This is a genomic window from Lentzea sokolovensis (assembly GCF_033949975.1).
Lineage (GTDB): Bacteria > Actinomycetota > Actinomycetes > Mycobacteriales > Pseudonocardiaceae > Lentzea > Lentzea sokolovensis.
In genome coordinates, this window is sequence record NZ_JAXAVU010000002.1 from 1 (window position 1) to 24,982 (window position 24,982).

General features: G+C 68.8%; 24 protein-coding genes and 1 pseudogene. 8 read left to right on the top strand and 17 right to left on the bottom strand.

The window, feature by feature from the left end; translation table 11 throughout:
• Positions 1 to 32: 32 nt before the first annotated feature.
• Both SK854_RS04660 and SK854_RS04665 read right to left on the bottom strand, forming a co-directional pair.
• Positions 33 to 569: a flavodoxin domain-containing protein gene (locus tag SK854_RS04660; protein WP_319973720.1), complete on the bottom strand. Its 537-nt coding sequence runs from the start codon at positions 567 to 569 to the stop codon at positions 33 to 35.
• Between the two features lie 31 nt (positions 570 to 600).
• Positions 601 to 1,194: an Rv1733c family protein gene (locus SK854_RS04665; protein WP_319973721.1), complete on the bottom strand. Its 594-nt coding sequence runs from the start codon at positions 1,192 to 1,194 to the stop codon at positions 601 to 603.
• A gap of 333 nt (positions 1,195 to 1,527) precedes the next feature.
• Here SK854_RS04665 and SK854_RS04670 point away from each other — a divergent pair, with 333 nt between their 5' ends.
• Genes SK854_RS04670 through SK854_RS04685 form a run of 4 tightly spaced genes read left to right on the top strand, consistent with a single transcriptional unit; the run spans position 1,528 to position 5,138 of the window.
• On the top strand, positions 1,528 to 1,992 hold the full coding sequence (locus SK854_RS04670; protein WP_319973722.1) for a universal stress protein: 465 nt from the start codon (positions 1,528 to 1,530) through the stop codon (positions 1,990 to 1,992).
• Positions 1,949 to 2,872 (top strand): ABC transporter ATP-binding protein, encoded by a 924-nt coding sequence (locus tag SK854_RS04675; protein ID WP_319973723.1) that lies wholly within the window; start codon positions 1,949 to 1,951, stop codon positions 2,870 to 2,872. Before SK854_RS04670 ends, SK854_RS04675 begins: the two co-directional genes overlap by 44 nt.
• Before the next feature lie 2 nt (positions 2,873 to 2,874).
• On the top strand, positions 2,875 to 4,044 hold the full coding sequence (locus SK854_RS04680; RefSeq protein WP_319973724.1) for an ABC transporter permease: 1,170 nt from the start codon (positions 2,875 to 2,877) through the stop codon (positions 4,042 to 4,044).
• Positions 4,041 to 5,138: an ABC transporter permease gene (locus tag SK854_RS04685; protein ID WP_319973725.1), complete on the top strand. Its 1,098-nt coding sequence runs from the start codon at positions 4,041 to 4,043 to the stop codon at positions 5,136 to 5,138. Before SK854_RS04680 ends, SK854_RS04685 begins: the two co-directional genes overlap by 4 nt.
• Before the next feature lie 3 nt (positions 5,139 to 5,141).
• Here the strand turns inward: SK854_RS04685 and SK854_RS04690 are convergent, their stop codons facing one another.
• From SK854_RS04690 to sqr, 4 genes are all read right to left on the bottom strand, one after another.
• Entirely contained in the window at positions 5,142 to 6,440 is a 1,299-nt protein-coding gene (locus SK854_RS04690) for a wax ester/triacylglycerol synthase family O-acyltransferase (RefSeq protein ID WP_319973726.1), read from the bottom strand.
• Between the two features lie 77 nt (positions 6,441 to 6,517).
• The gene (locus SK854_RS04695; RefSeq protein WP_319973727.1) at positions 6,518 to 6,985 is read right to left on the bottom strand and encodes a DsrE/DsrF/DrsH-like family protein; all 468 of its coding nucleotides are present in this window, start codon (positions 6,983 to 6,985) and stop codon (positions 6,518 to 6,520) included.
• Between the two features lie 19 nt (positions 6,986 to 7,004).
• Positions 7,005 to 7,322 (bottom strand): TusE/DsrC/DsvC family sulfur relay protein, encoded by a 318-nt coding sequence (locus SK854_RS04700; protein WP_319973728.1) that lies wholly within the window; start codon positions 7,320 to 7,322, stop codon positions 7,005 to 7,007.
• 11 nt (positions 7,323 to 7,333) lie between these two features.
• Positions 7,334 to 8,572, bottom strand: coding sequence for a type III sulfide quinone reductase, selenoprotein subtype (sqr, locus tag SK854_RS04705; protein ID WP_319973729.1), 1,239 nt, complete (start codon positions 8,570 to 8,572; stop codon positions 7,334 to 7,336).
• Positions 8,573 to 8,680: 108 nt separating this feature from the next.
• On the opposite strand from sqr, the gene SK854_RS04710 reads away from it, so the two are divergent.
• On the top strand, positions 8,681 to 10,411 hold the full coding sequence (locus SK854_RS04710) for an aminotransferase class V-fold PLP-dependent enzyme (protein WP_319973730.1): 1,731 nt from the start codon (positions 8,681 to 8,683) through the stop codon (positions 10,409 to 10,411).
• On the opposite strand, the gene SK854_RS04715 is transcribed toward SK854_RS04710, so the two are convergent.
• The 4 genes from SK854_RS04715 to SK854_RS04730 all read right to left on the bottom strand — a co-directional run bounded on the left by SK854_RS04715 (position 10,378) and on the right by SK854_RS04730 (position 13,531).
• Positions 10,378 to 10,641, bottom strand: coding sequence for a metal-sensitive transcriptional regulator (locus tag SK854_RS04715; protein WP_319973731.1), 264 nt, complete (start codon positions 10,639 to 10,641; stop codon positions 10,378 to 10,380). The two genes, SK854_RS04710 and SK854_RS04715, sit on opposite strands and share 34 nt — an antisense overlap.
• A gap of 72 nt (positions 10,642 to 10,713) precedes the next feature.
• Positions 10,714 to 11,562, bottom strand: a complete 849-nt coding sequence (locus SK854_RS04720) for a sulfite exporter TauE/SafE family protein (RefSeq protein ID WP_319973732.1) — start codon at positions 11,560 to 11,562, stop codon at positions 10,714 to 10,716.
• Between the two features lie 5 nt (positions 11,563 to 11,567).
• Positions 11,568 to 12,143 carry a rhodanese-like domain-containing protein gene (locus tag SK854_RS04725; protein ID WP_319973733.1) on the bottom strand — a complete coding sequence of 192 codons (576 nt, stop codon included), beginning with the start codon at positions 12,141 to 12,143 and terminating at the stop codon, positions 11,568 to 11,570.
• Entirely contained in the window at positions 12,140 to 13,531 is a 1,392-nt protein-coding gene (locus SK854_RS04730) for an MBL fold metallo-hydrolase (RefSeq protein ID WP_319973734.1), read from the bottom strand. Before SK854_RS04730 ends, SK854_RS04725 begins: the two co-directional genes overlap by 4 nt.
• A gap of 256 nt (positions 13,532 to 13,787) precedes the next feature.
• On the opposite strand from SK854_RS04730, the gene pflB reads away from it, so the two are divergent.
• Positions 13,788 to 16,037, top strand: a complete 2,250-nt coding sequence (pflB, locus tag SK854_RS04735) for a formate C-acetyltransferase (protein ID WP_319973735.1) — start codon at positions 13,788 to 13,790, stop codon at positions 16,035 to 16,037.
• Positions 16,034 to 16,765 carry a pyruvate formate-lyase-activating protein gene (gene pflA, locus SK854_RS04740; RefSeq protein WP_319973736.1) on the top strand — a complete coding sequence of 244 codons (732 nt, stop codon included), beginning with the start codon at positions 16,034 to 16,036 and terminating at the stop codon, positions 16,763 to 16,765. Before pflB ends, pflA begins: the two co-directional genes overlap by 4 nt.
• 128 nt (positions 16,766 to 16,893) lie before the next feature.
• Here pflA and SK854_RS04745 read toward each other — a convergent pair.
• Positions 16,894 to 17,550, bottom strand: a pseudogene (locus SK854_RS04745) (DUF4389 domain-containing protein); the annotation flags it as partial.
• Between the two features lie 121 nt (positions 17,551 to 17,671).
• Between SK854_RS04745 and SK854_RS04750 the strand changes: the two are divergent.
• A complete protein-coding gene (locus tag SK854_RS04750) occupies positions 17,672 to 18,166 on the top strand; it encodes a flavodoxin domain-containing protein (RefSeq protein ID WP_319973737.1) in 495 nt (164 codons plus the stop codon).
• 5 nt (positions 18,167 to 18,171) lie between these two features.
• Here the strand turns inward: SK854_RS04750 and SK854_RS04755 are convergent, their stop codons facing one another.
• The 6 genes from SK854_RS04755 to SK854_RS04780 all read right to left on the bottom strand — a co-directional run bounded on the left by SK854_RS04755 (position 18,172) and on the right by SK854_RS04780 (position 24,934).
• Positions 18,172 to 18,474 (bottom strand): HPF/RaiA family ribosome-associated protein, encoded by a 303-nt coding sequence (locus tag SK854_RS04755; protein WP_319973738.1) that lies wholly within the window; start codon positions 18,472 to 18,474, stop codon positions 18,172 to 18,174.
• A 219-nt stretch (positions 18,475 to 18,693) separates the two neighbouring features.
• A complete protein-coding gene (locus SK854_RS04760; RefSeq protein ID WP_319973739.1) occupies positions 18,694 to 20,280 on the bottom strand; it encodes an ABC transporter permease in 1,587 nt (528 codons plus the stop codon).
• Positions 20,277 to 21,164 carry an ABC transporter ATP-binding protein gene (locus SK854_RS04765; RefSeq protein WP_319973740.1) on the bottom strand — a complete coding sequence of 296 codons (888 nt, stop codon included), beginning with the start codon at positions 21,162 to 21,164 and terminating at the stop codon, positions 20,277 to 20,279. The genes SK854_RS04760 and SK854_RS04765 overlap by 4 nt, the downstream gene beginning before the upstream one ends.
• A 210-nt stretch (positions 21,165 to 21,374) precedes the next feature.
• On the bottom strand, positions 21,375 to 21,830 hold the full coding sequence (locus SK854_RS04770; RefSeq protein ID WP_319973741.1) for a universal stress protein: 456 nt from the start codon (positions 21,828 to 21,830) through the stop codon (positions 21,375 to 21,377).
• A gap of 24 nt (positions 21,831 to 21,854) precedes the next feature.
• A complete protein-coding gene (locus SK854_RS04775; protein WP_319973742.1) occupies positions 21,855 to 24,434 on the bottom strand; it encodes a bifunctional acetate--CoA ligase family protein/GNAT family N-acetyltransferase in 2,580 nt (859 codons plus the stop codon).
• On the bottom strand, positions 24,431 to 24,934 hold the full coding sequence (locus SK854_RS04780) for a universal stress protein (RefSeq protein ID WP_319973743.1): 504 nt from the start codon (positions 24,932 to 24,934) through the stop codon (positions 24,431 to 24,433). The genes SK854_RS04775 and SK854_RS04780 overlap by 4 nt, the downstream gene beginning before the upstream one ends.
• Between the last annotated feature and the right edge of the window lie 48 nt (positions 24,935 to 24,982).

Here is a 24,982-nt window from a genome sequence, read left to right on the forward strand (position 1 = left end):
GCCCGCCCCCCCCCCCCCCCCCACCACTGTGTTCAATATGGACGGTGGATCGTGGCGGCCTTGACGGTGTCGAGCGAGTCCGCGATGCCATCGGCCCACGTCTCTACCGCGGCCCGGTCGCGGAAGTCGCCGAAGCAGCCGCCCACCGCGCGAAAAGCCAGCGCCCCGAACCTGCCGAACGCTCCTTTGCTCACGACACCGGTGAACAGCTGGTGCTCGACAGGCGTTACCTCGTCCACCAGCTCCCCTAGGATCGTCGCAGCCTCCATGCCGGCCCAGCGCCGCAGCGGTCCTCGCAGCGCACCGGGCAAGCCGACACTGAACAACCACACAGGCTTGCCCTTCAACAACTTCCGCTGGTGCCGCAGGAATGCCGCGCCGGCCGGTAGCCACGCCCGGTCGTGCACCGCGCTGCCGAGCACGTAGGCGTCGTAGCCAGCCGTGCTCGTTCCTTCCTCCATCACGTGGGTCACGACGTCGTAGCCCCGACCACTCAGCCTGTCCGCGATCCAGCGCGCGATTCCTTCAGTTGATCCCGCGGCCGTCGCATATCCGACCAGCACCTTCATGACAGTTGCTCCCTGTCCTCGAACGGCCTTGTCAGCGTGCGGTCCAGTCGGCAGCAATCCGTTCCCACTCCGCCGCCCACCGGCGAATGCGCATCCGCTGGCGCACGAAGCGCACCGCCAGGTAAGACAGCGCCATCACGGCTGAAACCCCTACCCACAGCAGGACGGCCAGCGCCATCGCCTCGATCGCCGCGCCTTCGGTGGTCAGCGGTGCCCGCGTCAGAGCTCCAGCGCTGTCCACCCAGACCGGCACGGCCCCACCGCTCTTGCGGCCATGAGCGGCCTGGACGGTGCCCTGCCGCTCTGTTCCGTCCGGCCCGCGCCACGTCGCCCGCACAGGTGCGGACTCCACCGGACCGTCCGGGTCCACGAACCCGTTCACCGGTGGCGCGTCTTCGATCAGCACTGCGTCCACCTGCTGCCGCGCGCGCTTCTCGCTCACCGACTGGACCAACTGGGTGGCATAGACCTCCGAGCCGATGGCGCCCACGACGGGTACTGCCAGCAGCGCGACGAACACGGCCGCGACGAGCACGGCGCCCTCGAGACGGTCGCCCGCGGTGGCGAGCTGATTGCGGCCGGGAAAGGCCTGGCGGACGGCTCGGGCCAGCATTGTCGCGTCCATGGTCCACCTCCGTGGTCAAGGCTGCGCGCGCGAGTTGCTCCTCCCCAGTGCCCTTGGTCCCGTCACCGGCACGACCATTGGTCACCGGACACCGCTTAGGAGGCAGAAGTCTCTGGCGTGCCGAGGGTTCGGTGGGAAGGCTGAGACCGGCGTCGGCGCGCCGGACGCAGATGTCACAGTCGAACACCTGCGCGTCGGCGTCCCTGGCTTCGACGCATGCGATTCCCTGGATGGCGCGAGAAGTTGTGCACTGATCAGGCGGGACGAAAGCCCCTGCGCCAAAGGCCGCGCCTGCGAGCACGCTGAGTGGCGAATCCACGCGAGGAGCCCCTCATGAACTCCGAGTCCCGCATCGTCGTCGGTGTCGACGGTTCGCCCGCCGCGAAGGCCGCGCTCGCCTGGGCCGTCGCGGAGGCCAAGCGCACGAACGCGTCCGTGCTCGCGCTGTCGGTCTGCCACTTCAAGCCCTCGGCCGACAACGAAGCCGATCCGTTCGCCGAAGGGCATCGGCGCAATCTCCGTGCCGCTGTGGACGCCCTCGGCGCGGCCGGCAACGGCGTGCGCATCGACCAGGACATCCCGCTCGGCACCCCCGGACCGGTGCTCGTCGAACGGGCCGCCGGCGCTGACTTCCTGGTGGTCGGCGGGCACGGCGACCACAGGTCGGGCGTGCTGGTGATGAGCTCGGTCACGAGCTACTGCCTGCGGCACGCCCGCTGCCCCGTCGTGGTGGTTCCAGCGGAAGGAGCACACCATGACGGTCCTCTCATGCTCCGGCCTGAAACGCCGGTTCGGTGACGTGCTCGCGGTGGACGACGTCTCGTTCACCATCTCCGAAGGTGAGACGTACGGTCTGCTCGGCCCGAACGGCGCGGGCAAGACCACCACGATCTCGATGATCACCGGTGTGCTCGCACCGGACGCGGGCGAGGTGCTCGTGGCAGGTGAACCGATGTCCACGAACGCAATCGCCGCCAAGCGCCTGGTCGGGTACGTGCCGCAGGAGCTCGCGCTCTACCCGGACCTCACCGGGCGAGAGAACCTCAGGTTCTTCGCGAGCTTGTACGGGGCTCCGAGGAGTCGCGTCGACCACGTGCTCGACGTGGTCGGCCTGGCCGACCGCGCCGGCGACCTGGCTCGGGAGTACTCGGGCGGGATGAAGCGACGGCTCAACGTGGCGATCGGGCTGCTGCACGAACCGAAGCTGCTGGTGCTCGACGAGCCCACTGCGGGCGTCGACCCGCAGAGCCGCAACCAGATCATGGACAACGTCCGAGCACTCGCGGCCGAAGGCATGGCGATCCTCTACACCACGCACTACATGGAAGAGGCCGAGCGCCTCTGCGACCGCGTCGGCGTCATCGACTCCGGCCGCCTGATCGCCGAGGGCACGCGCCGCGAACTCGTCGAGCGGCTCGGCGAACGGGACCGGATCTCGTTGCTGCTGGACGGCGACGTCACGCACGCGGCCTCGGTGCTCGGCTCGATCCGGAACGTGCACGGCATGGCCACGCACGGACAGGGCCTCGAACTGGTCGTGGACGACGCGCGGGAAACCCTGCCGCTGGTGCTGTCCGCGATCTCGGCCGACGGTGTGGTGGTGCGGTCGGTCGAGGTCGCCGAACCCAACCTCGAGACCGTCTTCCTGCACCTCACCGGCAAAGCACTACGGGAGTGACCATGCGCCACGCCCTGTTGATCGCCGCGCGCGACCTGCGCGAACGCGCCCGCGACCGGACCGCCTACGTACTCGCGCTCGTCCTGCCGCTGGGGCTCGCCGGCATCTTCACGCTCATCCTCGGCAACGTCGGCGGCGACAGCCAGCTCTTCCGCTACGCCGTCGTGGACTCCGACCGCGGCGCCATCGCCAGGACCTTCACCGACGAGGTCCTGCGCGGTGCCGCGAGCTCCGGCGCCATCGAGATCCGGCCCGCGGCCACCGAGCAGGAGGCACGCACGCTGGTGGACAAGGGCGAGACGACGGCGGCGTTCCTCCTGCCGGCGGGGTTGACCGAGGACGTGCTCACGGGCCGCGCCGCGCGGATCGAGGTCGTCGGGGACGTGGACGCCCCGACCGGCACGCAGGTCGCCCGCTCGCTCGCCCAGTCCTACACCGACCGGCTCACCGCAGTGCGCCAGGCGGTCGCCGCGACCATCCACTCCGGACTGACCACCTCGCCCGCCGAACTCGCCGCCGAGGCCGCCGCCGCACTTCCCAGGGTGACGGTGGCCGAGGACACCACCACCAGCAGACAGCTCGACGCGAAAACCCAGTACGCCGCAGGAATGGCCGTGTTCTTCCTGTTCTTCGCCGTACAGCTGGGCGTGACCGGACTGCTGGAGGAACGCCGCACCGGCACGATGGCACGACTGCTCGCCGCGCCGGTGCGCCGGTCGTCGATCCTCGCGGGCAAGCTGCTGACGAGCGTGGCAATCGGCGTGCTGAGCATGACCGTTCTGGTCGTGGCCAGTTCGCTGCTGATGGGCGCGCGATGGGGAAATCCCCTGGGGGTCGCGATGCTCGTGCTCTCCGGAGTGCTCGCCGCCACAGGTGCGATGGCGGTGGTCGCCGCACTCGCGAAGACACCGGACCAGGCGGGCGGCTGGCAGGCGGTCATCGCGATCGTGCTCGGCTCACTCGGCGGCGCGTTCTTCCCGGTGTCACAGGCGGGCGGGCTGCTGGAGGTACTCAGCCTGGCCGCGCCACATCGGTGGTTCCTGCGGGGGCTCGCCGATCTGGCGGGTGGTGAGGTCGTCGCGGTGTTGCCGTCGGTCGCCGCCATGACCGCGTTCGCCGCGGTGACGGGCACGGCGGCACTGCTGCTGTTCCGAAAGGTGGTGCGACCGTGAAAGTCCTCTCGATCGGCTGGATCAACGTCCGTCGTGCACTCCGCGATCGCACCGGCCTGTTCTTCCTCGTGGCGCTGCCTTTGATGCTGGTGTTCATCATCGGTGCGGCGTTCGGCAGCGCGGGCACACCGGTGCTCGGCGTCGTGGGTGACGCCGGTGTGTTGCGCGCGGAGTCCGCGCTGCGGGTCCGGGACTTCTCCGACGAATCGGCTCTGCGCGCCGCGGTGGAACACGGTGAGGCGAGCGCCGGACTCATCCGAGTCGCAGGGAGTACACCCAGGCTGCTCGTACGACCTGATCGAACCGGTCAGCAGCTGCGGATGCTCGTCACCACGGCGCTCACCCAGGAGGCGAACCGGCTCGCCGCAGGCGAGTTCGTCGCTTCGCACACCGGGCTCGACACCGCGGCCGCCCTGTCCGTTGTCGACTCGACCTCGGTGGAACCGGTCGAGGTGCGCACGACCACGGCAGGCGAAGCTCTGTTCCCCGAAGGCTTCTCGGGCTTCGATCTCGGCGCGGCGAGCCAGTTGATCGTGTTCACGTTCCTCAACTCGCTCACTACAGCGGCGGCGTTGGTCGAGACACGTGCCTTCGGCGTCACACGGCGGATGCTCGCCACCCCCACACCCGCACGCGTGATCATCGCCGGCGAGGCGCTCGGCCGAGTGGCGATCGCCCTGCTGCAGGGACTGATAGTCGTCGTCGGCTCGGCGCTTCTGTTCGGTGTGCGCTGGGGCGATCCACTCGGCGCGGCGGCGCTGCTGTGCGCGTTCGCACTCGTGTCCGGCGGTGCGGGACTCCTGCTCGGCGCTATGTGCCGCACGCAGCAGCAGACCACCGGTGCCGGCATCCTGCTAGGGCTGGGCCTCGCCGCGTTGGGCGGGTGCATGGTGCCGATCGAGTTCTTCAGCTCCACGTTGCGCACGGTCGCATTCGCCACTCCGCACGGCTGGGCCAACGACGGGTTCACCGCGCTCACCCGGCGCGGCGGCGATCTCCTCACCGTGGCGCCGCACCTGGGAGTGCTGCTGGGATTCGCGGCAGTGCTGTTCGCGCTCGGTTCCTGGCGGCTCCGGCGCGCGGTGACGGCATGACGTTCAGCCGGAGACCAGCTCCCGCGCCGCGGCGGCCAAGGCGTCCATCGCCTCGTGCAACGCGGACACGAGCACGTCCACGTCGGGTGTGCTGTCACGGTCGGCGGTGATGCCGAACGACAGCCGGTCGGTGTAGGACAGCACGGCGATCCCCGTCCTGATCCGGACGGCGATCGGGACATACGGCAGGATCTCGACGATCCGCCGGCCGAGCACCCGCAACGGCTTCCTCGGCCCCGGCACGTTCGTGGTCACCGTGACGATGCTGCGCTGCGGCAGCGAGGCGCCGAGCCGGATGCTCCAGGCGAGCGGCGCGAACGGCTCGTACCGGGCGAGCTCGGTCAGCGCCTGCCCGCTCTCCGCCTCGTGCCCTTCCTTGAGCGCGGTGAACCGGCCATGCACCAGGTGCAGTGCCTCGGTCGCGCTGACCGCCTCGACCGGCAGGAACACCAGCCGCAGGCTGACCTGGTTGTCCAGGCGTCGATCGCCTCGCACCGACACCGGCACCATCGTCCGGACGCTGTTCGGCGCAGGTTCTTCGCCACGCTTCAGCATCATCGCCCGGTAGGCGCAGGTGACCACGGCCAGCACCACGTCGTTCACCGTGACGCCGAACGCGTGGGCCACCTCCTTCACCTCCGGCAACGAAGCCCGCACCACTCGGTAGAGCCGAGGCGCGCCCAGTGGCCCGACCAGCGACGAGTCACGCACCGGCAGCAGCGACCACGCGAGCTGCACGAGTCCACCGGCGATGGCCAGCGGTGCCCGCACCAGATTGCCCAGCAACGACAACAGGCTCACGCCACGTTCCTCGCCCCCGAGTTCCGGTGCGGGACCTTCGCCGTACAGAACGTCGTAGAGCATTGTGCCGCTCACGCCGTCCGCCATGCAGTGGTGGACCTTGGCGAGCACCGCCCACCGGCCGCCTTCAAGCCCTTCGACGACCCAGTACTCCCACAGCGGACGGTCTCGGTCTAGCCGCTGGCCCATGATCCGCGCGATGAGCGCGCACAGTTCCGCGTCACGACCCGGTGAGGGCAGCGCGGTGCGCCGCACGTGATAGGCGAGGTCGAACGACGGGTCGTCCTGCCACGTGGGCGTGCTGAGGTCCAGCGGGGTGCGCACGACCCTCTGCCGGGCGCGAGGCAGCACCGGCAGCTTCGTCCGCATCAGTGCGAGGAACTCGTCCTGGCTCGGAGCTGGTCCTTCGACGACCGCGACCGAGCCGATGGCGAGCGAGGCGTGCGGGTCCGCGTCCTCGACCTCGAGGAACGCGGCGTCCAACGGGCTGAGGTCATCCATTCACCCAGTGCAGCACCGGAGGCGCCTGGCGCACACGGTCCAGCGTCCCGCTCCGCACGAGTCCTTCGGCCCTGCGATCACGTGAAGATGATCTGGCCGCCCGCCGCGAGCTCGTAGAACTCGCCGACCGTGATGATGTCCTGGACCTGGTCGATGAAGTCCTCTTTGGACAGGCCGAACAGGTCGACGGACGCCTGGCACGCGTACAGGCCCGCACCGGTGTCCGCGATCATCTCGACGAATTCCGGGATCGGCGGGATGTCCAGCTCTTCCATCTTGTGCGACAGGTAGCGCGTCATCACGGAGGACACCCCGGGCAGCCCGCCCGCCCAGGTCGCCAGGTGCAGGCCGGGGTTGCCGACGGTGGCGAGCTTGATGTGCTCGTGCCGTGCCTTGTGCACGGCGTCGAGCCCGAAGAAGGTGAAGAACAGGTTGGCGTCGATGCCTTCCGCACGTGCGCCGTTGGCCATGATCAGCGCGGGGTAGATCCCCTCCAGGGAACCCTTGGAGATGATGATGGAGATCTTCTCGATCTTGTCCGACATCGCAGGCGGTCCTTTCGAATCAAATGCAGCCGCGGGGTTTCGGGATGCCCGCGATGCGGGCCGCGAGCTTGGCCGGTCCCTTGGGGAACAGCTGGTAGAGCTCCTTCACGCTGACGCCGGAGGTCTTGCCGAGGGCGCGCACCGTGGGACCGGTGCCCTTCTCCGCGAACTCCGCGCGCATGAAGCTGATGACCTGCCAGTGCCGATCGGTCAGGTCGCCGACGCCCACCTCGTGGGCGATGTCGGGAGCCATGTCCTCGCTCCACTGGCCGGGGTCGAGGAAGAACCCCTCGTCGTTGAGCGACACCTCGGTTCCCGCATACACCTTCGTGGACATTCGATCTCCCCTCACCGGGCTTCGAGGCGCTTGCCCGCGAGGGGCATCGCGGCGGACACGCCGGGCAGGTCCCGGCCGGGCAGAAGGCTGTGCCAGTACAGCCAGGCGAACATCAGCTTGCCGAGGTGATTGAGCCTCGACTCCTTCAGCAGCGGCAGTCCCACCGCCGACGGGTAGTGGCCGGGCAACGGCTCTGTGCCGTAGTTGAAGTCGATCAGCAGGGCCTTGCCGAACCCGCTCTCGATGAAGCAGTTGGTGTGGCCGTCGAAACTCGCGTCGAGTTCCTCACCCGCGAGGAACCGGGCCACGTTGCGGGTCAGCACCTCGCCCTCGAAGTGAGTGACCGATCCCGCCTTCGAGGTGGGGATGGCCGCGGCGTCGCCGATGACGAAGATGTTCTCGCGCACCTTGGACTGCAGGGTGTGTTCGTCGGCGGAAACGAAGCCGAGTGCGTCGCCCAGTCCCTGAGAACGTTCGACGCATTCGGCTCCGCCGTGCACCGGCACCACTACCGCCAGATCGAACTCGACCTCTCGCTCGTCGTACGAGATCAGCTTTCCCGCCTCACCGTCGACCTCGCCGGTGTTGAACTCGGTCACCAGCTCGATGCCCTTCTCCTGCAGCATCCCGGCGAGTGCACGGGCGGCGAAGGGCTTGGTGAACGCCGCGTCCAGCGGGGTGACGTAGGTCAGCCGGACGTGGTCGCGGATGCCGCGTTCCTGGAAGTACCAGTCGGCCAGGAAGCAGAACTCAAGCGGGGCGACCGGGCACTTGATCGGCAGGTCGACGACGTTGACGACCAGCCGGCCGCCGTCGAAGTCCCGCAACGCCCGTGCCAGCGCGGTCGCACCCGCCAGGTCGTAGAAGCTGAACACCTTGCTCATCCAGCCCGGACCCGTCAGGCCGTCAGTCTCCTCCGGCACCAGTCGGGCACCGGTCGCGATGATCAGGACGTCGTATGCGAGCACGCCGCCGTCATCGAGGTGGACCTGGTCGGCCTCCACGTCGACGTGGAGGACTCCGCTGTCGCGGTAGGCGACGCCGTCGTGCAACTGGCGGCGCCGGGACCGGACGAGGTCGTCCGCGTGGGCGAGCCCGAACGGCACGAACAGCAGGCCCGGCTGGTAGACGTGGTCGTCGTCGCGGTCGACCACGGTGATCTCGCACTCGGCGCCCAGGGCGCGACGCAGCCTGTTGGCGGCAAGGGTGCCACCAGTGCCACCGCCGAGGATCACGATCCGCTTGGTCATGGTCGCCAGTCTTCGACGCGGCACGGCCGGTCCCCAGTGGCCTTGGTCCTCGCCCACACGGGCCCATCGACAGCGTCCCGCTGTGGCTGGCAGATCCACGATGGATCGATGATGGGCAACGTTCTCGACGCGGAGGCCTCACCGCTGCTGAACCGCATCCGGCAGGGCCTCATCGGCGACGACGAGGTTCTCGACGGACCTTACGGCCCCCGAAGGATCATTTACGCGGACTACACCGCGTCTGGCAGGGCGCTCGACTTCGTCGAGGACTTCGTCCGAGCGCACGCGCTCCCCCGCTACGCCAACACCCACACCGAGAGCTCCGGCACGGGGCGGTACACGACGAGGTTGCGCGAACAGGCTCGTCAGCTCATCCGCGACTCCGTCGGCGGTACGGATGACGACCTGGTGATCTTCTGCGGATCCGGTGCGACCGCCGCGATCGCGAAGCTGGTCGCCATCCTCGAACTGCGGCTCCCGGCTGGGCTGAACGAGAAGTACTCGTTGCTGGATCAGATCCCCGCGAACCAGCGCCCAGTGGTGTTCGTCGGCCCGTACGAGCACCACTCCAACGAGCTGCCGTGGCGCGAGTCCATCGCGGACGTCGTCGTCATCGACGAAGACGCCCACGGTCACATCGACGTCGCCGAGCTGCGCCACCAGCTGGTCCGGTACGCCGGCCGCCCGCTGAGGATCGGCAGCTTCTCCGCCGCCTCCAACGTCACCGGCGTGCTCACCAACACCGACAGCATCGCCGCGCTGCTGCACGAACACGGTGCACTGTCCTTCTGGGACTATGCGGCCGCCGCCCCGTACGTGCCTATCCGCGTACGGGAGAGCGCACGGGGTCGCGGCGATCACAAGGACGCGATCTTCCTGTCACCGCACAAGTTCGTGGGCGGTCCGCAGACCCCTGGTGTTCTCGTGGTCCGCCGGGAACTGGTCACCAACGCGGTGCCCACAGTCCCAGGTGGCGGCACGGTGGCGTTCGTCCACCCCCTTGGTCACCGCTACCTCGACGAACCGGTCGCCCGTGAGGAAGGCGGCACGCCCGCGATCGTCGAATCGATCCGCGCCGGGCTGGTGTTCGCACTCAAGGACGCCGTCGGCACCCGGCTGATCCAGGCACGCGAGGAACGCCTGTGGCGGCACGCCCTCACCGAATGGGAGGACGAACCCGGCATAGAGATCCTCGGCAACCACGACGCGGCACGGCTGTCCATCGTGTCGTTCCGCATCCGCGCCGGCGAACTCTTCCTGCACCACAACTTCGTGGTCGCCCTGCTCAACGACCTGTTCGGCATCCAGACCCGCGGCGGCTGCTCCTGCGCCGGACCGTACGGACACCGGCTGCTCGCCATCGACACCGCGCACTCCCACGGCTACGACCACGAGGTCGCCCTCGGCTGCGACGGGGTCAAGCCGGGCTGGGTGCGGCTCAATTTCAACTACTTCATCACCGATGCTGTCCGCGACTACCTCGTCGACGCAGTGCGGCTGGTTGCCAGGTACGGCCATCGGCTCCTGACCGACTACGCCTTCGACCCGCACACCGGGCTGTGGCAGCACCGCGCCACCGCAACCATTCCACTGGGACTGCCTGATCTGCGCTCCGTCGCGCCCCTGGGTGCTCCCCCAGCCGGACCGTCAGATCATGCTGACGACGGCGTCCTGGCCACGCAACTGGACGAAGCCCGGTGCCTGCTGGCCGCTCGCGCGGACCTGCTCGACGACGGTCCCACCGGGCTGCCGGAGGACTTCGAGGCATTGCGCTGGTTCGTCCTGCCTCCGGTGTGCCTGCTGGGTCAGGCCAGTGCGAGGAACAGCTTCTCCAGCTGAGCGCGGTCTGCCACCGACTGCTCGGAGCCGTCGGCGATGCACTGCTCCAGCCCGCTCGCGATCAGCTTGAAGCCGGCCCGGTCCAGGGCACGCGACGCCGCGGCCAGCTGCGTGATCACGTCCTTGCAGTCGCGTCCGGACTCGATCATCTGGACGAGCCCGCCCACCTGCCCCTGCACGCGCCGCAGCCGCTTGACCACGTCGGAGAGGACTTCTTCGTTCAACTCCACCCCATACCTCCTTCAGTACCCCCTAGGGTACCTGTGCGACGCGCCTCTCCGACGGTGCAGCGAGGGGCGTCCCTATCTGGGGCGGCTTCCCGTTCTCATCTCACGACGCTTGCGCTGCGCCAGCCACGCGCCACCACCCACGGCGATGAGCACGGCCGCGACGACCCAGTACATGACGGGCAGCTGCTGAGCAAGCACGAAGCCACCCATCACCAGGACGAACCAGCCAAACCCCTTGCGCAACAACGTCTCCGGGATGCGGCCCGCGAGTCTGCCGCCCGCCAGGCTGCCCGCCACCGCCGCCGCGGTGACCAGCGCGGCGAGCGTCCAGTCGATGTGGACGGTCGCCAGGTAGCCCGCAAGTCCCGCGAAGGACTTCATCGCGATCACCACGAGCGACGTGCCGACCGCGACCGCCATGGGCAGTCCGCCCAGCAACGCCAGCGCGGGTACCACGAGGAAACCGCCGCCCGCCCCGACCAGACCGGTGACCGCGCCGACCGCGACGCCCTCGGCGACCACGCGCCCGACCGACAGTTCGCCGTGGGTCTTCGCCTGTGCGCTGTCGCGGCGTCCGCGGATCATCGCCACGGCGGTCGCGATCATCATCACCGCGAAGCCCATCAGCAGCCACGTGCCGGGAATGAACTGTGCGAGCCGGCCGCCGCCGTACGCCCCGGCCATGCCCGCGGCTCCGAACACCAGTCCTGTGCGCCAGCGCACCCGCCCTGCCCTTGCGTGCGACACGGCGCCCACCGCGCTGGTCACGCCCACGACGAACAACGACATGGCGATCGCCTGCTTGGGATCCTGCCCGGCGAGATAGACCAGGATCGGCACGGTCAGGATCGAGCCTCCGCCACCGAGCACCGCCAGAGCGAGCCCGACGAGCACCGCGGCGAGCAGCGTGAGCACGATCATCCCGCTCACCTTCTCCCGTCGCCCAGCGCGGAGACCACGGCCCCGACGGTCGTGCGAGGACCGCGGTTGTAAGGCAACTTCGCGAGCAGCATGCCCAGCGCACAGGTGTTGCTCAGCGCGGCCACGACCAGCCCGGCACCGACCAGGCCCGCGAGCCACATGACGGGCGGGACGAACCACCCCACCAGCACCGCAGCGAGCACGATCGCGCCCGCCACCAGCCGGACCTGGCGTTCGAGGTCCCAGCGCGGCTTCCCGTTTCGCACCGGGCCGCCCTCGGCCTGCCACGCGGTCATCCCTCCGGCCAGCAGGCGGAGGTTGGGCAACCCGGCGGCGGACAGCGCCTGCTCGGCCTGTCCAGCCCGTTGCCCGGACCGGCAGATCAGCACCACCTGTTCGTCCAAGTGGTGGCGCAGCTCGTCACGGTGCTCCCGCAGCAGGTCCAGCGGCACGTTGTAGGCGCCCGGAATGTGCGCGACCTCGAACTCACCGGGCGTACGCACGTCGATGAGCCGCGGGCCGGTTCCAGACGCGACCAACTGCCGGAGTTCTGCGACGTCCAGCGTCACCGGCGCGCTCACCGCTGCTCTCCTGCCACGACCAGGCCGGCGCTGCGCGCGGTGTCGAAGTCGTCGTCGAGGTGCACCACGGCGCGGCCCGCGCGGGCAAGCACGCTCGCCGCGATGGACGCCCGATATCCGGACTGGCAGTGGACCCACACGACACCGCCGGGCACGTCACCCACCCGCTCCGGCAGGTCGGGCAACGGGATGTGCAGCGCACCGTCCAGGTGACCCTGCTGCCATTCACCGCCCATCCGGACGTCCAGCAGCACGTCGGCGGGAGGCAACCCGTGCGGCGACTGCCCGGCGCGCGCCGCGGCGAGGTCCGCGAACGTCGCCACGGCAAGCTCACCCAGCCGGCGCTCCTCATCCGCCCACTGCTCCGGCGCACCGGTAACGGCGGCCGCGGGGCGGTCGATCCCGATTCGTGCCAGTTCGCGTTGGGCCTCGGCCACCTGCTCGGCGGACTCGCCCAGAAGCGTGATGGGCGCACCCCACGGCGCCATCCAGCCCAGCCAGGTGGACATCGGTCCGTCGAGGCCGAAGCTCAGGGTGCCGGTCAGATGCCGGTGGGCGAAAGCCTTGCGCGAGCGAAGATCCACCACCCACTCCTGGGCATCGATCCGGCCTCGCAACTCCTCGGGATCCGCGATCCGTACCGGCGTGAGGTCGGCCAGCTCAGCCCCTTCGGCATTGCGCACGCCCATGTGGGCGTAGTAAGCGGGATAGGCGTCCAGCCCTGCCAGCATCTGGGCGACGAAGTCTCCGGCTTCGAGGCGCAGCGCGGGATTCGCCGTCTTCTCCCTGCCGACCGTCGACGAGGGCGCGTCCGACTGGGTGGCCGAGCAGAAGCTCCCGAACCCATGGGTCGGCCACACCTGCGCTCCGTCCGGCAACAGGTCGGCGAGCCGGCGCACAGAGGCATGCTGGTGGTGCGCCAGCGTGTCGGCGTGCTGCTTGCCGAGCAGGTCCGTCCGGCCGGTAGTACCGAACAACAGCGAACCACCGGTGAACACCCCCACCGGCCCGTCCGCACCGTGCAGCACGTACGACACGTGATGGAACGTGTGCCCTGGCGTGGCCACCACCGTCAGCCGCATCTGGTCGGACAGCACGATCTCATCCCCATCGCTTACCGGTAACCGTCCGAACCTGACGTCATCCGCCGCCGCCACCGCGTACACCGCGCCGGTCAGCTTCGCCAGCGCCAGTCCACCGGACACGTAGTCGTTGTGCAGATGGGTCTCCACGACGTGCGTGATCCGCACCCCGCGCCGGCCCGCCAGCGCCAGCACCCGGTCGATGTCGCGCTGCGGATCGACCACCACCGCCACCCGTCCGTCGTGTGCCAGGTAGCTCCGGTCGCCCAACGACGAGGTGGCCACGACCTCAATTTCTATCGTCATGATCATCCGTTCTGCCGCATTCATCTGAGAACCAATGGAATCCCCATTGGTGACACATACCCCTGGGGGTACCCGCGCCTCCACCATACGTCGCCCTCCCACTCTCCGACAACTACCCCCGGGGGTATACCTGTGGAGCCTGCACGGCGCCCGCGAACCAGGGACCTTCGGTCCTGGATGCCGGGGACCGCAGGCTCTGCATCGCAACCTCTGATCAGAGAAGTCTTGGATCGACGACCCGATGAGGAGGAGCGCGATGACCGCAACTGCGGAGCGCCTGACCGCCGCCTGGCGCGGGTTCGACGAAGGGCCGTGGTGCGATGAGATCGACGTACGCGGCTTCATCCAGGCCAACTACACGCCGTACGAGGACGATTCGTCGTTCCTGTCCGGCCCAACGCCACGCACGACCGCGTTGTGGCACCGGCTGACCGAGATGTTCGTCGACGAGCGCGCTCGCGGGATCTACGACGTCGACCCGAACACCCCGTCGTCGATCACCGCGCACGCACCGGGCTACATCGACCGCGCACACGAGATCATCGTCGGGCTGCAGACCGACGCACCGCTCAAGCGCGCCATCATGCCCACTGGCGGCCTGCGGATCGTTGAGACCAGTCTTGCGACCTACGGCTACGAGCTCGATCCGCACGTCAAGGAGATCTTCACCAAGTACCGCAAGACGCACAACGACGGCGTGTTCGACGCCTACACCGCCGAGATCCTGCGTGCTCGTAAGGCGGGGATCATCACCGGTTTGCCGGACGCCTACGGGCGTGGCCGGATCATCGGCGACTACCGCCGAGTGCCGCTCTACGGCGTCGACCGCCTGATCGCGGCGAAAAAGGCCGAGCGCGCGGTACTGGACGAGATGGTGTCCACAGAGGACATCATCAGGGACCGGGAAGAACTGACTGAGCAGATCCGGGCGCTCGAGGAACTGCGCCGCATGGCCTCGTCCTATGGCTACGACATCTCCGGCCCCGCCGGTAACGGCCGAGAGGCCGTGCAGTGGCTGTACTTCGCCTATCTCGCCGCGGTGAAGGAGCAGAACGGCGCCGCGATGTCGTTGGGCCGCACGTCCACCTTCCTGGACGTGTACCTGCAGCGCGACTTCGACGAGGGCCGGCTGACCGAACGCGAGGCGCAGGAGCTCGTCGACGACCTGGTCATCAAGCTGCGGATCGTGCGGTTCCTGCGCACCCCGGAGTACGACCAGCTGTTCTCCGGTGATCCGACCTGGGTCACGGAGTCCATCGGCGGCATGGGCGAGGACGGACGGCCGCTGGTCACTCGGACGAGCTTCCGGTTCCTGCAGACCCTCTACACCCTCGGCCCAGCGCCGGAACCGAACCTCACCGTGCTGTGGTCACCGCGTCTGCCGGACGGGTTCAAGCGTTTCTGCGCCAAGGTGTCCATCGACACCAGTTCGATCCAGTACGAGAACGACGACCTGATCCGGCCGAGGTTCAGCGACGACACCGCGATCGCGTGCTGTGTGTCCGCCATGCGGGTCGGCGAGCAGATGCAGCTGTTCGGCGCACGGGTCAATCTCGCCAAAGCGCTGCTGTACGCGATCAACGGCGGCCGTGACGAGGTCAGTGGCGTGCAGGTAGCGCCGGAGTTCCCGCCGATCAGGTCCGAGTACCTCGACCCGGAGGAGGTGCAGGCGGCGTTCGACCGGATGACCGACTGGCTCGCGAAGACCTACGTCGAAGCGCTCAACGTCATCCACTACATGCACGACAAGTACGCCTACGAGCGCATCGAGATGGCACTGCACAACCACCCGGTTCAGCGGCTGCTCGGCTGCGGCATCGCCGGTTTGTCGGTGGTGGCAGACAGCCTGTCCGCGATCAGGTACGCCCGCGTCCGCGTGATCCGCGACGACACCGGCCTCGCCGTCGACTACGTCGTCGAGGGCGACTTCCCGAAGTACGGCAACAACGACGACCGCGCCGACGCGATCGCCGTCGAGCTGGTGGAGGACTTCATGCGCAAGGTGCGGCAGTACCCCGCGCACCGCGGCGCCGTGCACTCCCAGTCGGTGCTCACCATCACCTCGAACGTCGTCTACGGCAAGCACACCGGCAACACCCCGGACGGCCGCCGCGCGGGCGAACCGTTCGCACCCGGCGCGAATCCGATGAACGGCCGCGACAAACACGGGCTCGTCGCCGCGGCGTTGTCGGTGGCGAAACTGCCCTACGACCAGGCGCAGGACGGAATCTCGTTGACCGCGAGCATCACCCCGACGGGTCTGGGGCGCACCGAGGACGAGCAGGTGACCAACCTTGCGGGTGTCCTGGACGCCTACACCGACGCGGGCGGGTTCCACCTCAACGCCAATGTGCTCAACCGCGAGACCCTGCTCGACGCCATGGCACACCCGGAAAACCACCCGCAGCTGACCATCCGCGTCTCCGGTTACGCGGTGAACTTCGTCCGGCTCACGCCCGAGCAGCAGCGCGACGTCATCAACCGCACGTTCCACGAGTCGCTGTGACCATCACCGGCTCAGTCCACTCGTGGGACGTCTCGACCGCGGTCGACGGCCCGGGCACCCGCTTCGTGCTCTTCCTGAGCGGGTGCCCGCTGCGCTGCCTGTACTGCGAGAACCCGGACACCTGGCACATGCGCGACGGCCACCGCATGACCGTCGACGAGGTCATGACGGAGGTCGCGAAGTACCGGCGGTTCATCGAGGTCGCCGGCGGCGGACTGACCATCACCGGCGGAGAACCGCTGCTGCAACCCGCCTTCACCGCCGCCGTGTTCCATCGCGCCAAGCAACTCAGCCTGCACACCGCGCTCGACACGTCCGGTTTCCTCGGCGCGCGGGCGTCCGAGGAACTCCTCGCCGACACCGATCTGGTCCTGCTGGACATCAAGTCCTGGGATCCGGCCACCTACCGGCACGTCACCGGCGGCGAGGTCACACCGACACTGCAGTTCGCCCGCCGGCTGTCCGCGATGCGCAAGCCGATGTGGATCAGGTTCGTCCTCGTGCCCGGCCACACCGACGCCGAGGACAACGTCGCGGGCGTCGCGTCCTTCGTCAGCACCCTGGACGCGGTCGAACGCGTGGAAGTGCTGCCGTTCCACAAACTCGGCGCCTCGAAGTACACGGCACTCGGCATCCCGTTCCCGTTGGCGGACGTCCCCACGCCGGATGCCGAACTGGTGCAGCGAGTCCGCGAGCAGTTCGCCGACTGCGGTGCTCCCGTTCACTGACACGACTCGGCGGCGCATGCCGGGCACCGCACGACGCGGTGCCCGGCTCGGTCAACGGCTCGACGCCTCGACGTCCGCGAGCGCTTCGGCGATGATCTCGCTCCACGCCGGAACCCTCATGATTCCGCGCTCGGCTCATCGCCACCCGCGTCGAAGCGGAACGGCGGGTAGTCGTCGGTCATCAACGCCGCATAGGCACCCACACGCAGAGCCCAGCGGTTCATGCCCAGCACGAAGTCGAAGAGCCCCTTGGGATAGCGGCCGGTGAACAACAGCGCGATCCCCGCCACGAGCACCATCAGGCCGATGAGCCCGCCGGTGGAGTTCCGCACCGACTCGTGCACGACATAGCTGCCCCCGCCGACGAACACGGCGACGATCAGGTAGTGCGGGATGGCGAGCAGCCACCACTTCACCAGCACCAGCCCGCGCGACAGGTGCTCGGGGTAGGCGATGTCGAGCGTCGCCGGGTAGTCCGGTTCAGCGCCGAGGCTGAACGGCGGATACCGGTCTGTGGCCAGCGCACCGTAGCTGTAGCAGGAGACACGCCACGTCCAGCGCAGCACGCCGAGGTTGAAGTCGAACAGGATGCGGGGATAGCGGCCGGTGAACAGGATCGCGAAGAACGCGATCACGCTCACCACCACGAACCCCAGCCACAGGAACGCGAGCACCACGTAGTGCGGGATCGCGAGGAACCACTTCAGCAGCCATAGCCAGCGACTCAGATCTGGTTCGAGCCGCGCATGCACGTGCACCGGATAACCGGCGGTAGCGGTAGTCATCGTTGCCTCCTTCAACGTCCACCCTCACGCGCGCACGCGAGCACCGTCAGTACCCCGCGGCCCTGCGCCGATGAGCACAAGTGCCCTGTCGAGACCGAGCATCCGGCTAGATCGTGTTGGTATGGAAGAGATTCTCGTCGCGTACGCGACCAAGATGGGTTCCACCAGGGAAATCGCCGAGGCGATCGCTGAGCGCATCCGCTCGGCCGCCCACGAGGTGACCGTCCAGGAGGCCGCATTGGTCCAGTCGGTCGCGCCCTACAAGGCGATAGTGGTGGGCAGCGCCCTCTACGCCGGACGGTGGCACCGGGAAGCTGTGAAGCTGCTGAAGCGCAACGAGGAGCTGCTCTCCAGGCGACCGGTGTGGCTGTTCCACAGCGGTCCGCTCGGCGCGGAACTGACCCCGCAGAGGGCGCCAAAGGTGGTGCGGGAACTCGCCGCCCGCATCGGCGCGGACGAGCCCGTCACGTTCGGTGGCAGGCTCACCCCCGAGACCGCGGTCGGCTTCATCGCCAAGAAGATGGCGCGCGGCGAGATGGCCGGTGACTTCCGCGACTGGGACAAGATCGCCCTCTGGGCGAACATGATCGCCGAGCGGTTGGTCGCGGCGCGCTGACGGCGTCAGTTGTGCATCTTGAGCAACTGGCGGTGCAGGTGATCGCGGACCGCGTCGATCGCCTCGGTCGCCGTGCCCGCCTCGGCCTGCGCGACCACTGATGTGCCGTTCACGTCGAGGTTCGCGTGCACGGCCACCGTGCGCGGGCTCGAGTGCGAGACCCGGACATGTGCGTAGGCGGTCTGTTCAGGTGCGAACCGGCCGAGCGACGCGATCTTGTCGTGCGCGTACTGCCTGGCGTCCTGCGGTGTCTGGTCGTCGGCGTCGATGACGACGTTGGCGATTTCCGTTGCTCCGGCGTGCTTCATCTGTCCTCCTGGAAGTCTGCACGCACTCTCGCTCGAAGTGATCACAGCTGGGCAGGGCCGAAAGAGCGCGGCGAAGCGGGACCTGTGGCCCGGTTCCGGTACGCGCACGGCCCTGGTTCGTGATCGATCCGCTGAGCACCGTGGAGGTATAACCCCGAGCAGAGGAGCGGGACACGATGCACCCCGACCCGTCGCTGGCCGTGGCCTTCAGTTCGATGTTCAGCCGACGTCTCTGCGCCGCAGCGCCATCAGCCCTGCGCCGGTGAGCAGGAGCGTGCTCACCGCAAGCCAGGCCATCGGCATCGCGGCGAAGGTTCCACCTGGCAGATGTGGCACGTGCGTGAACGGTGAGAGGTCCATCAGCCACTGGTCGAGCTTCAGCACCGGACCGAGGTCTCCGAGCAGCAGGAACACCGCCAGCACAGCCCACCCCGCCCCCGCGAGTGCCCGCGCGGCACCGAACAACACGACCGCCACGCCGGTCAGCACCCACGCGGCGGGCACTTCCACCACCGCGCCGGCGAAGACCCGGCCGACCTGCGTCGCGTCACCTGTCCGCACCGCGTGCACCACACCGGCGGCCAGCCCGGCACCGACCAGCAGGAGCGCGGTTCCGGTGAGCGCGACGCTGACGTGGCTCATCACCCAGCAGGCCCGGCTCACACCCGCCACGAGCACGGGATCCGCTCGGTGGTCGGACTCCTCGGCGTGCAGCCGCATCGCCGCCTGCACTCCGTAGCCGGCCGCGACCACGCCCAGCAACCCGAACATGGCAGCGAACACCGCGTCCGTCAGACCCTCGACACCGCCGAGCGCACGGAACATCTCCTGGGACTCGGCGCTGCCGACCATGTCTCCGATGCTGCCCGCCACGCTGCCCACCAGCAGGCCGTACAGCACGAACCCGATCGTCCAGCCGATCAAGGAACCTCGCTGCAGCCGCCAAGCCAACGAGAACGGACCTCGCAGCCACCGCGAGGCGCCGGCGGGCCCGAGCCGGTCGGGCAACATACCCGCGCCGTGGTCGCGCCGCGCGACCAAGAGATACGCCACCGCGGCGACGATCGCCGCGAACGCCAGTGCGATCCATGCGACCCACCACCGATCACCCTCGTACGGCCGAAGCTGCTGCGCCCAGGCGAGCGGCGAGAGCCAGGACAGCCACCTCGGGCCGGTCACGTCCCCCACCGCGCGCAGCAGGAAGGCAAGGCCCAGCACGGCCAGCGCGAGTCCGGTCGCCGCGCGCTTGCTCGCCACCAACTGCACCGTCACGGCAGCAACGCACGCGAACACGAGCCCGACGCACACCCAGGCCAGTCCGAACGCCAGCGAGCCCGCAACAGGCAGTCCGGCCAACGCCACGGCGATCCCGGTCACGAGCCCCAGCACCACGTCCGCCCCGATCGCGACCGACAGCGCGGCCGTCAGCGGCGCCCACCGGCCGACCACGCCGGATCCCACGAGTTCGAGCCTGCCCGCGTCCTCCTCGGCGCGCGTGTGCCGGACCACCACGATGATCGAGAAGATCGCGACGAGAACCGAACCGCTTCCCATCGCCTTGAGCATCGCCAAGGCGCCGAGCGACGTCGGGTCGAAGATCCGGCCGTACACCGCGACCAGCGCCGGCGTGCCGTTCATCAGCGACGCTGCCTGCACGATCGACGCGACCGTCGGGAACAGGTCCTTCGTCGCAGCCGCCGACGTCACGGCCATCATCAAGAACGCCGTGATCCACACTGGCAGCAGCACGCGGTCGCGTCGCAACGCAAGCCGCATCAACACCCCGGTGCCCGTGAGCGCGTTCATCGCTTCACCTCATACTGGCGCAGGAACAGCTGCTCGAGCGTCGGCGGCCGGCACTCCAGCGTGCGCACACCGAGCACGCTGAACGCGCGGAGCACGGCATCGAGCTGTTCGGCGTCGACCTGACAGCGCAGGCGCGTGCCGGTGACCTCCGGCTCGTGCACGCCCGGCATCGACACCAGGCCGTTCGGCGGGCTCACGAGATCGACGTCGATGGACGTCCGGGTGAGGTGCCTCAGCTCCACCAGCGACCCGCTCTCGACGAGCTTGCCGTTGCGGATGATGCTGACCCGGTCGCAGACCTTCTCCACCTCGGCGAGCACATGGCTGCTCAGCAGCACCGTGCGTCCCTCGGCGCGCACCTCCTCGACGCAGTTCTCGAACACAGCCTGCATCAAGGGATCCAGGCCTGCCGTCGGTTCGTCGAGCAACAACAACTCGGCGTCGCCAGCGAGCGCGGCGATCAACGCGACCTTCTGCCGGTTGCCCGACGAGTAGGCGCGGCTCTTCTTCGTGGGATCGAACTCGAACCGTTCGATCAGCGCACGCTTGCGCCCGACGTCGATCCCGCCCCGCAACCTGCCGAGCAGGTCAATGACCTCGCCGCCGGTCAGGTTGGGCCACAAGGTGACGTCGCCCGGCACGTAGGCCAGCCGCCGGTGCAGGGTGGCCAGGTCGCGCCACGGATCCCCGCCGAGCAGCTCGACCTCCCCGCCGTCTGTGCGAAGCAGGCCCAGCAACACCCGCAGAGCTGTCGTCTTGCCCGCGCCGTTGGGCCCGAGCAGCCCATGCACCTCCCCGGCGCGCACGGTCAGGTCTAGTCCGTCCAATGCGGTGGTCCGGCCGAACGCCTTGCGCACGCCGGACATGGCGATGGCTGTAGTCATGATTCTGAAGCTAGGCATGCGTTGCGCCGCGGTAGAGGGGCTTGCGACACCACCGCGCGCGATCCAAGGGCCCTGTCCGCTCCCAGTCGTTCGGCAGAAGCTGACGCCGAGCCGGGGAGTGATGATGAAGCAAGACTCTCGTGGTGTTGTGGGCTCGGCTGCTCAAGCTGGCCAAGAACGCCTGGTTCGTCGGCGCTCACCACGCCGCCTTCATCGGGCGGGCTCCGCGTGCTCTCGGTCGTCGACCGGGATCACGACGATCGGAGCGTGCGCGTGCCGGACGCAGTGCATGCTGGTCGAGCCGAGCACGATCTGACGCAGCCGGTGCCCTGTGTGCGACGCGACCACGAGCATCGCGGCGCCCTCCGACACCCGCTCCAGCACCTCGGCCGCATTGCCCCGCCTGCTCTCCCGGACGATCACAGGCAATTCCGCGCGTCCCGCCGAAGCGGTCTGCACCGCGTACTCGACGAGCGCCTCCGACTCGGCCTGCGCCTGCTGTGCGGTCGTCTCCGTCCAGTCGGCGAGCGCCTCGTGGGCCCAGGCGTTCACGACGTGCAACGGGCAACCACGCACCACAGCCTCGTCCAACGCCCAATGAAGAGCCCGGCTCGATGCCGGTGTCCCGTCGATGCCCACCACGATCGGCTTCGTTGTCGTGCTCATGGCCCTGTCTCCTCGTGTCGGTTGTCAGCTGGTCCGCAACTGCCGCAGGAATGGATCGTTGTGTGAGGCCGGGGTGACGCGCACCCGTGCGTCCACGACCACGCAGCCCGTGTCCGAGACGAGCAGCGGGTTGATGTCGAGTTCGACGACCTCTGGCAAGGAGGCGGCGAGTTCCGCGACGCGCAGCAACACTTCACGCACGGCCGGCTCGTTCGTACCCGCCAGGGCGGAACCTGCCGCGCGGAAGCCGTGCAACAGATCGTCGGCGTCCACTGTGGACAACGGGGCGAGCGCGGCCGCGCGGTCGTTGACCAGGTCGGTGTCCACGCCGCCGAGCCCGGTGACCACGAGCGGCCCGAACTTCTCGTCGGCCGCGACACCCACCAGCAACTCGCGGCCGCCAGAGGCCATCGGCTGTACGAACACGCCGCGCAAACGGTCTCCGAATCGCTGCTGGAACGCGCGGAAGGCCGCCGCTACCCCGCCTGCATCAGCGATCCCCAACTCGACGCCGCCGCCCTTGCTCTTGTGCAGCAGATCGTCGGCCACCGCCTTGAGCGCCACCGGACTGTCGTAAGCCTGTTGTGCCGCGATGGCGTGCTCGGCGTTCGTGGCCAGCGTCCCGCCGAGCACGGGCAGTCCGAACGCCTTGAGCAGCTTCACCACCTCGTCCGGGGCGAGCCAACCGTCCTCTCTCCCGCCTACGATCGCCTGCGCCGCAGGCAGATCGATTCGGTCGAGTTCGGGGAACTCTCTCGGCCGCGCCAGCCAGTCCGCACGCTCAGCGAGCCGCGCCAGAGCCGCTGCGGCCCGCGCGGGTTCGGCATAGCAGGGCACATTGTCCGCGAGCCGTTCCGTCTGACCTGTGCGCACGGCGAGGATCGGCTTGCCGTTGAGGCGGTGTACACCTGCTGTCGGGTCACCGAGCGCGGTCGGCACCGTCACCGTGATCACCGCGTCGACCGCCGGGTCGACGGCGATCACGTCCAGGCAACGAGCGAACGTCGCCTCGTCCACGACGGCGGTGGTGTCGACCGGGTTGTGCACGCTCGCGGTCACTGGCACCAACGTCCGCAGCGCCTCGACCGTGTCAGCGGAGAGTTCCGCCATCTTCAGCCCTTCGCGCTCGCAGGCATCCGCGGCCAGTACGCCCAGGCCGCCCGCGTTGCTCAGCACAGCGACCGACCGTCCGCTCGGGACCGGTTGCCAGCTCAGCGCCATCACCGCGTCGGTCAGTTCCGGGACGCTGTCGACCGCGATCACGCCGGCCTGACGGAACAACGCGTCCCTGGTCACCGACGGTGTGGCGGTCGAGGCGGTGTGCGACGCGGCGGCGCGTTGCCCGGCCTCGCTGGTGGCGGACCGGATCGCGAGCACCGGCTTGTGCCGGGCGACTCGGCGGGCCAGGCGGGAGAACTTGTGCGGGTTGCCGAAGGACTCCAGGTACAGCACCACGATGCGGGTCTGCGGGTCCTGCTCCCACCACATCAGCAGGTCGTTGCTGCTGATGTCGAGCTTGTCGCCGGTCGAGACCAGGTTCGACAGCCCGAGACCGAGCCGCCGCAGCTCCTCCTGCACGCCGATCGCGATCCCGCCGGACTGCGTGACCAGCCCGATGTCGCCGGCGAGGGTGCTGTGGGCGGAGAACGTCGCGTTCATTCGCACACCGGGCGAACTCGTCGACACGCCGAGACAGTTCGGGCCGACCAGCCGCATGTCATGGGCCCGTACGGCGTTCATGAGTTCTTCGGCGTCCACGCCTGACGAGATGACGACCAGCGCGCGAACACCCCGACGGCCGCACTCCTCTGCGACTGTGGGAACGGCCTTCGCCGGCACGCACAGCACGGCGAGCTCGGGCACTTCCGGCAGTTCGCTCACCGACGCGTAGCAGTCGACGTTCGCGACCGACTTCGCATGCGGGTTCACCGCGTACAGGTCGCCGGTGAAGTTCGCCGCCACCAGGTTGCGCAGCAGGGCGTTGCCCACCGAGTCCGGCGAGCGGCCGGCGCCGACGACCGCGATCGAACCAGGGCGCAGCACGTGGGTCAGGCTCGCGACATCGGCGGCTGTCTCCCGTTCCGCCACGGCGTCGAGGTAGTACTCGCCGGGATCGAGTCCGAGCTCGACGTGGACGACGTCGCCATCAGGCGTGACCGTCCAGACGAATCCCATGCTCGTGAACACTCGCAACATCCGGAAGTTCATCGTGAGCACTTCCGCGGTGAACACGTGCACGCCTTGTCTGCGGGCCAGCGAGGACAGGTGTTCGAGCAGCAGGGTGCCGACACCGTGGGCCTGCTCGGTGTGGGACACGACCAGCGCGACCTCGGCACTCCTCGGGTCGTCGACCACGACGTAGCTCGCCGCACCGATCAACCGATCGCCGTGCAGCGCGCCGATCACGACGTGCTGCGGCTCGTCCGGTGACACCATCCGCTGCACGAAGTCCTCGAGCTGCCGTGGCGACGTGCTGAAGAACCTCAGGTACTGGTCCTCGATCGGCAGCGAGTGGTGCAACCGCAGCAACTCCGACACGTCCGAGGGCCCCAGCTCGCGGACGGTGACGACCGTGCCATCGATGAGCAGGGATCGGCTGTTCACAGCAGTGGTCCCGGAGTGAGCGGCACGACCGGCTTGATCGACGAAGGCTCCGGCTCGGCCTTCGCCTCGCGGATCACGACCACCGGACATGACGCGTGGCGCACGCAGTACGCGCTGACCGAGCCCAGGATCGCCTCGGCGATCAGCCCGTGCCCCCGGTTGCCGACGACGAGCAGGTCGGCCTCCTGGGACGCCTCCGTGAGCACGGTCCTCGGGTCGCCCTCGACGAGCACCCGGCGGATCTCCGCGCCTTCCAGCCCGTTGACAGCCTCTTCGAGCATGGCGTCGTGGCCTGCCTGAATCGCCTCGCGGGTGAGCTGCATGCCCACCTCGGCGGTCAGCGCACCGATGACGATGCCGCTGTCCGACCGCCACACAGCGATCGCGTCGACCCGGCAACCACGCCGTTGTGCTTCACCCACCGCCCATCGCAGCGCGGCTCGTGCAGCAGGTGACCCGTCCACGCCGACCGCGATGGGCCGGGACTCGTTCTCGCTCATGCACTTCAGCCTCGCCAACCACGCGGTGACCAGTGAGTGGCTGCGGTC

Coding starts and splice junctions, on each gene's coding strand:
- SK854_RS04695 (WP_319973727.1), bottom strand. CDS start 6,985: ATGTCGGACAAGATCGAGAAGATCTCCATCATCATCTCCAAGGGTTCC.
- SK854_RS04710 (WP_319973730.1), top strand. CDS start 8,681: ATGATGGGCAACGTTCTCGACGCGGAGGCCTCACCGCTGCTGAACCGC.
- SK854_RS04765 (WP_319973740.1), bottom strand. CDS start 21,164: ATGACTACAGCCATCGCCATGTCCGGCGTGCGCAAGGCGTTCGGCCGG.
- SK854_RS04770 (WP_319973741.1), bottom strand. CDS start 21,830: ATGAGCACGACAACGAAGCCGATCGTGGTGGGCATCGACGGGACACCG.
- SK854_RS04780 (WP_319973743.1), bottom strand. CDS start 24,934: ATGAGCGAGAACGAGTCCCGGCCCATCGCGGTCGGCGTGGACGGGTCA.
- SK854_RS04755 (WP_319973738.1), bottom strand. CDS start 18,474: ATGAAGCACGCCGGAGCAACGGAAATCGCCAACGTCGTCATCGACGCC.
- SK854_RS04670 (WP_319973722.1), top strand. CDS start 1,528: ATGAACTCCGAGTCCCGCATCGTCGTCGGTGTCGACGGTTCGCCCGCC.
- SK854_RS04690 (WP_319973726.1), bottom strand. CDS start 6,440: ATGGATGACCTCAGCCCGTTGGACGCCGCGTTCCTCGAGGTCGAGGAC.
- SK854_RS04680 (WP_319973724.1), top strand. CDS start 2,875: ATGCGCCACGCCCTGTTGATCGCCGCGCGCGACCTGCGCGAACGCGCC.
- SK854_RS04665 (WP_319973721.1), bottom strand. CDS start 1,194: ATGGACGCGACAATGCTGGCCCGAGCCGTCCGCCAGGCCTTTCCCGGC.
- sqr (WP_319973729.1), bottom strand. CDS start 8,572: ATGACCAAGCGGATCGTGATCCTCGGCGGTGGCACTGGTGGCACCCTT.
- SK854_RS04700 (WP_319973728.1), bottom strand. CDS start 7,322: ATGTCCACGAAGGTGTATGCGGGAACCGAGGTGTCGCTCAACGACGAG.
- SK854_RS04675 (WP_319973723.1), top strand. CDS start 1,949: ATGACGGTCCTCTCATGCTCCGGCCTGAAACGCCGGTTCGGTGACGTG.
- SK854_RS04720 (WP_319973732.1), bottom strand. CDS start 11,562: ATGATCGTGCTCACGCTGCTCGCCGCGGTGCTCGTCGGGCTCGCTCTG.
- SK854_RS04730 (WP_319973734.1), bottom strand. CDS start 13,531: ATGACGATAGAAATTGAGGTCGTGGCCACCTCGTCGTTGGGCGACCGG.
- SK854_RS04660 (WP_319973720.1), bottom strand. CDS start 569: ATGAAGGTGCTGGTCGGATATGCGACGGCCGCGGGATCAACTGAAGGA.
- SK854_RS04760 (WP_319973739.1), bottom strand. CDS start 20,280: ATGAACGCGCTCACGGGCACCGGGGTGTTGATGCGGCTTGCGTTGCGA.
- SK854_RS04750 (WP_319973737.1), top strand. CDS start 17,672: ATGGAAGAGATTCTCGTCGCGTACGCGACCAAGATGGGTTCCACCAGG.
- pflB (WP_319973735.1), top strand. CDS start 13,788: ATGACCGCAACTGCGGAGCGCCTGACCGCCGCCTGGCGCGGGTTCGAC.